A 1,790-nucleotide genomic window follows, 5' to 3' on the forward strand; every position below is an offset into this window, starting at 1 on the left:
CCAAGGCCGGGTAGTTAAGGATTTCGGCCGGGGTGCAAGGCAAGGGTCGAGGTACACCGCAGTGCGCGGAACGCAAGCAACGCGGCCCCGTTGGAGCAGGTGTCGACCAAGACGCCCTGCCCGTGGAGCCGCGTTGTCCGTCCATTCTGCCTCGCCGCCTGCCCTGACCACCCTCACGCGGGAAATCACCCTGGCCGCAGGGCGTTTCGCTGCCGGGCACCTCGGGGGCCTGACCCCTTTGCTGCCCTTCGAGCTGGTGGACGCCGTCCTGGAGGAGACCCGTGCGGTCCAGCGGAGGCTGCGGGACCTGCCCTCGCGGGTCGGGGTGTACTTCCTCCTCGCGATGTGCCTGTTCCCGGAGGTCGGATACGAACTGGTGTGGGCCAAGATGACCGCCGCCCTCGACGACCCGCACCCGGCACCGACCGCCAAGGGTCTGCGCGATCTTCGACGCCGGATCGGCTGCGCCCCGATGAAGGGCCTGTTCGAGGTGGTGGCCGGAGCGCTGGCCCAACCTCGCACCCCCGGAGCGCGGTTCGGCCCCTATCGCACGGTCTCCTTCGACGGCTGCAGTTCCATCAAGACACCCGACAGCGAGCGCAACCGGGCTTGGCTCGGGGGCTGCCCGCACCGCGGCTATCCCCAGATCGAGTTGATGACGCTGGTCGAGACCGGAACCCGCTCGGTGATCGGCGCGGTGTTCGGCCCCACCGGGGTGGGCGAGACTGCCTACGCCACCCGGCTGCTTCACCATCTGGGCCCCAGCATGCTGGTGCTGTGGGATCGCGGGTTCGACGGCAACGACTTCCTCGCCGCTGTCCACGCCACCGGCGCCCGGATCGTGGGCCGCATCAATCAGCGCCGCCGCCCGCCGATCGGAAAGGCCCTCACTGACTCCTCGTATCTGTCGGCCATCGGCGGCGTCCCGGTGCGCGTCATCGAGGCCCAGATCAGCATCGCCTGCTCGGACGGCACCAACTTTGCCGGCTCCTATCGGCTGGTGACCACCCTGCTGGACGCTCACCGCTACCCCGCCGACCGTATCGTGCGCCTCTACCACGAGCGCTGGGAACACGAGAGCGCCTACTACGCACTGCGTCACACCGTCCTCGACGGACGCGTCTTGCGCTCGGGCGACCCGGTCGGCGTCGAGCAGGAGATGTGGGCCCTGCTGGTCCTCTACCAGCTTCTGCGCCGAGCCATGGTCGAGGCGGCGGAGTCCCGGCCGGGCACCGATCCCGACCGCTGCGGCTTCACCATCGCCTACCAGACCGCCCGTGACCTGCTGATCCGCGCGGAGGGAGTCCTCGAGCAGGGCATGGGGGCGATCGGCCGCCGCGTCTTGTCGGCGCTGCTGCCGGCACGTCGGCCGCGCGTCAGCACCCGCAAGGTCAAGTCGCCCATCTCCCGGTATGCGGAACGGAAACTGGACGGCCGCCCCGACACCAGCCAGACGGTGGCCTCCGTGACGATCACCCTCCTGCCGCCCCCGCCACCCCACCCCGAACTGCCGGCGACCACCGTCCCCCAGTACGTCGGCCCCGGCAAGACCAGCAACCGCATGGCGCGAGTCCTCACCATGCTGCAGCAAGAACCCGAGCGGCACTGGCAGGCCAGAGAGATCGCCGAACTCCTCGGCGACGTCACCCTCGTCACCACCTACCGGCAGCTCACCCGCTGGGCTGAGAAAGGGCTGATCAAGAAGGTCCGCAGGGGCCGCTACACGGCAGCCGCCACACCAGCGGCCCCCACCTTGCACCCCGGCCGAAATCCTTAACTACCCGGCCTTG

The 1,790-nt window shown here is 69.6% G+C and carries 1 protein-coding gene; it reads left to right on the forward strand.

Features of this window, described 5'->3' with window-relative positions:
* The first annotated feature begins 133 nt into the window (after nt 1-133).
* Nucleotides 134-1,777: an IS4 family transposase gene (locus tag ACH4E7_RS45560; RefSeq protein ID WP_396255125.1), complete on the forward strand. Its 1,644-nt coding sequence runs from the start codon at nt 134-136 to the stop codon at nt 1,775-1,777.
* Nucleotides 1,778-1,790 lie beyond the last annotated feature (13 nt).

The organism is Kitasatospora sp. NPDC018058, assembly GCF_044327205.1.
Lineage (GTDB): Bacteria > Actinomycetota > Actinomycetes > Streptomycetales > Streptomycetaceae > Kitasatospora.